The sequence below is a fragment of the Acidovorax sp. BoFeN1 genome (genome assembly GCF_003345135.1).
Classification (GTDB): domain Bacteria; phylum Pseudomonadota; class Gammaproteobacteria; order Burkholderiales; family Burkholderiaceae_C; genus Acidovorax; species Acidovorax defluvii.
Genome location: NZ_QOZT01000150.1, coordinates 1 through 3,616, shown reverse-complemented (window position 1 = coordinate 3,616; position 3,616 = coordinate 1). Strand labels below are relative to the sequence as shown.

The following is a 3,616-nucleotide window of genomic DNA, read 5'->3' as shown; positions in this document are numbered from 1 at the left end:
CCCCCCGCCCCACCACCACCGTGGGCACGCCCGACAACGGCGTGGGCGTGGCGGATGGCCGTGCACCCGTGCAATGGAACACCTTCCAAGCCCGCAACCTGGGCCTGTATTTCCAGGACACCGTATCGCTCACCGACACCCTCAAGCTCGTGGCGGGCCTGCGCTATGACGACTTCAAGGCCTCCTACCGCAATCCCAATGGCAGCCTCAGCAGCGACCGCTCCGACAGCCTTTTCAGCCCGCGCGCCGGCCTGATCTTCCAGCCCGATGAGCTGTCTTCTTACTACCTGTCGTACGGCACCTCGTACAACACCTCGGGCGACACCTACCAGTTCAGTCCCGGCTTGAGCAGCAGCACCGCACGTTCTGCCAACACGCCGGCCGAAAAGAGCCGCAACATCGAAATCGGTGGCAAATTCGAGCTGTTCGAGCGCCGCGCCCTGCTGGGCGTGGCCGCGTTCTACAGCGAGAAATACAACGAGCGCAACACCGACCCCGACACCGCCGCCCAGCAAGAACTGCTGTCGGGCAAGCGCCACGCCGCGGGCATGGAGTTCAACCTGGCCGGCCGGATTACGCCGAAATGGGAAGTCTTCTTCAACCACACCTGGATTCCTGACGCCGAGATTGACCAGAGCAACGTGGCACGGAACTCCACCGGCACAGGCGCCCAGGTGCAGGGCGATCGCCCCGGCCTCACGCCCAAGCACAGCGGCAGTTTCTGGAGCACCTATGCGGTCACCTCCAGCGTTCGGGTGGGCGCAGGCCTGACCTACCGTAGCAAGCAGAACCCCGAAGGCCAGCGCAGCTACTACGCCAGCGGCTTCAGCACCGTGGACGCCATGGTCGAATACGCGTTTGACGAGAAGACCTCGCTCAAGTTGAACGTGAGCAACCTGTTTGACCGGGTCTACGCCGATGCGCTGTACCGGGGCTTTTACACACCGGGCGCAGCACGCTCGGTTCAGGTCACCCTCAAAACCCGCTTCTGACATTGACCCTGGCCCACGGCCCCGCACCATGTTCCTGCACATCAAAGACGTTCTGACCCCTGAAGAAATAGCCTTCTTCAGGCAAGCCCTCGGGCCCCAAGCCCCGTGGATTGAAGGAGCACGCAGCGCCGGCGGCCAGGCCATTCACCAGAAGAACAACCTGCAGTTGGGGCAAGGCAGCGAGCTGTCGACCCAGCTGCAGGCCATGGTGAAGGCGGCGCTGCACCGCAACGCCCTCTTCTTCTCAGCGGCGTTGCCGCGGCGCATCTACAACCCGCTGTTCAACAACTACGGCGATGGCGCCAACTTTTATGGCAACCATGTCGACAGCGCCGTCATGCACTCCAAGGCCGACAACTGCTGGGTGCGCAGCGACCTGTCGTGCACGCTTTTTTTGACACCGCCCGAGGACTACGACGGCGGCGAGCTGGTGATTGCCGAAGCCCTGGGCGAAAAGCGCATCAAGCTGCCTGCGGGCGACATGATCCTGTATCCCAGCAGCACGGTGCACCAGGTGTCGCCGGTGACGCGCGGGCACCGCATCAGCAGCTTTTTCTGGGTGGAAAGCATGGTGCGCGGGCTGGAACAGCGCCAGCTGCTGTTCGACATGGACATGTCGCTGCTCAAACTGCGCCAGGCCCATGGCGAAAAAGAGCCTTCGGTCATCGCGCTCTCGGGCACGTACCACAATCTGCTGCGTATGTGGGCCGATGTGTGAGGCGGCGGCACCCCGCAGTGTCACACCCAACCAAAATGCTTTTATTTATATAGCACCTTGCGCTTACTGGATAAGCGCCAGGTGCTATTTTTGCTTATATGCCCCCTATTCCCGCACGGCACAAGGTTTCGCCCGAGATCGTCAACCTCGCAGACCATGAGGCGCACGCACGCCAGCATCTGGACGACAACGCCTGGGCCTACTTCAGCGGCGGTGCCGCCGACGAAATCACCCTGCGCGCCAACCGCAGCGCCTGGGAGGCCCTGCCGCTGTGGCCGCGCGTGCTGCGGCCGCTGGCGGGGGGCCACACCCGGGTCAGCCTGCTGGGCCGCACGCTGGCGCACCCCATCCTGCTGGCGCCCATTGCCTTTCAGCGCCTGGCCCACCCCGACGGCGAGCTGGCCATGGCCTACGCGGCGGCGGCGCTGGGCGCGGGCGTGGTGCTCAGCACCCAGGCCAGCGTGTCGCTGGAGGCCGTTGCGCAAGCAGTGCTGCCCGACCGCGGGCGCGGCCCCCTGTGGTTTCAGCTGTATCTGCAGCACGACCGGGGCTTCACCCAGGCGCTGGTGCAGCGCGCCGAAGCCGCCGGATACGAAGCCTTGGTGCTGACCGTGGACGCACCCACCAGCGGCGTGCGCGACCGCGAACGGCGCGCGGGCTTTCGGCTGCCACCCGGCGTGGGCCCGGTCAACCTTGCGGGCTTGCAGGCACCCACTGCAACCGAGCTGCGCCCCGGCCAAAGCGCGCTGTTTGACGGCCTGCTGCACCAAGCCCCCACCTGGGACGACATTGCCTGGCTGCAGTCCATCACCCGCCTGCCCGTGTTGCTCAAGGGCGTGCTGCATCCGGCCGACGCGCGCCAGGCGGTGGCGGCGGGCGCGGCGGGCCTGATCGTCTCCAACCACGGCGGGCGCACGCTGGACACCGCACCCGCCACCGCCAGCGCCCTGCCGCGTGTGGTGCAGGCCGTGGGCAGCGCGGTGCCGGTGGTGGTGGATGGTGGCATCCGGCGCGGCACCGATGTGCTCAAGGCCATGGCGCTGGGTGCGTCGGCGGTGCTGGTGGGGCGCCCTGCCATCTGGGGCCTGGCCAATGCCGGCGCCGCCGGTGTGGCGCATGTGCTGCGCCTGTTGCGCGACGAACTGGAGATTGCCATGGCCCTCACCGGCTGCGCCACGCTGGCCGATGCATCGCAGGCGCTGCTGAATGCAGACCTCCCCCAAGGCGGCGACCTTTAACCCCATTTCCCTGTCGGCAGTCATGATTTATTGCAAATACGATAGATTCGCATTTATAATCAATGCATCAACAACAGCCAGCCAAACTGCCTGCCGCCATGATCGTCTGTGTTTGCCGCCGAATTTCCGACCGTGAAATTGCCCGCCATGCGCGTGCAGGAATGAGTTTCGACGATATCCAGTTCGAGCTGGGCGTGGCCACCCAATGCGGATGCTGCGAAAGCTGCGCCCGCGACGTGGTGGCGCAATGCAGCGCAACAAGCCCGGTTGCCGCGCTGCACAATGAGACTGCGGTACAACCGGTTCAGCTTGCCAACTCTCTTCGGGAAAGCAAAGCATGGAACTCCTCTCTACACTCGCGGGCAGTCTGATTTTTGTCGCCGGTTCGACCTGGTGGATCTTTCGCAAGTAATCTGAACATTTTTGGGCATTGGCCCTTGTCCATCAAGCGCTGGCAGCTATCATTTTTATATGTCCCAACGAGATCGTTTTGCCCCTGTCGGGGGCGTGAGCCGCAATGCCGTGATCGTGGGTTCGGTGGTGATGCTGCATGTGGCAGGGCTTTGGGCCCTGCAATCGGGTTTGCTGCGCCGTGCGGCAGAGGTGATCGTGCCCGCAGAGTTGCTGAGCGAATTCATTGCACCACCGGCCCCCAGGGTCGCGCCGCC

4 protein-coding genes and 1 pseudogene are annotated in these 3,616 nt (G+C 64.6%); all 5 read left to right on the top strand.

The window, feature by feature from the left end:
* A partial coding sequence (locus DTW89_RS18855; RefSeq protein ID WP_114657044.1) for a TonB-dependent receptor occupies positions 1-992 on the top strand: 992 nt, incomplete at its 5' end.
* A 28-nt stretch (positions 993-1,020) separates the two neighbouring features.
* Positions 1,021-1,710: a Fe2+-dependent dioxygenase gene (locus DTW89_RS18850; protein ID WP_114657043.1), complete on the top strand. Its 690-nt coding sequence runs from the start codon at positions 1,021-1,023 to the stop codon at positions 1,708-1,710.
* A 98-nt stretch (positions 1,711-1,808) separates the two neighbouring features.
* Entirely contained in the window at positions 1,809-2,948 is a 1,140-nt protein-coding gene (locus DTW89_RS18845) for an alpha-hydroxy acid oxidase (protein ID WP_114657042.1), read from the top strand.
* A gap of 98 nt (positions 2,949-3,046) precedes the next feature.
* On the top strand, positions 3,047-3,319 hold the full coding sequence (locus tag DTW89_RS18840; protein WP_081739418.1) for a (2Fe-2S)-binding protein: 273 nt from the start codon (positions 3,047-3,049) through the stop codon (positions 3,317-3,319).
* Between the two features lie 100 nt (positions 3,320-3,419).
* A pseudogene (locus DTW89_RS18835) lies at positions 3,420-3,616 on the top strand (energy transducer TonB); the annotation flags it as partial.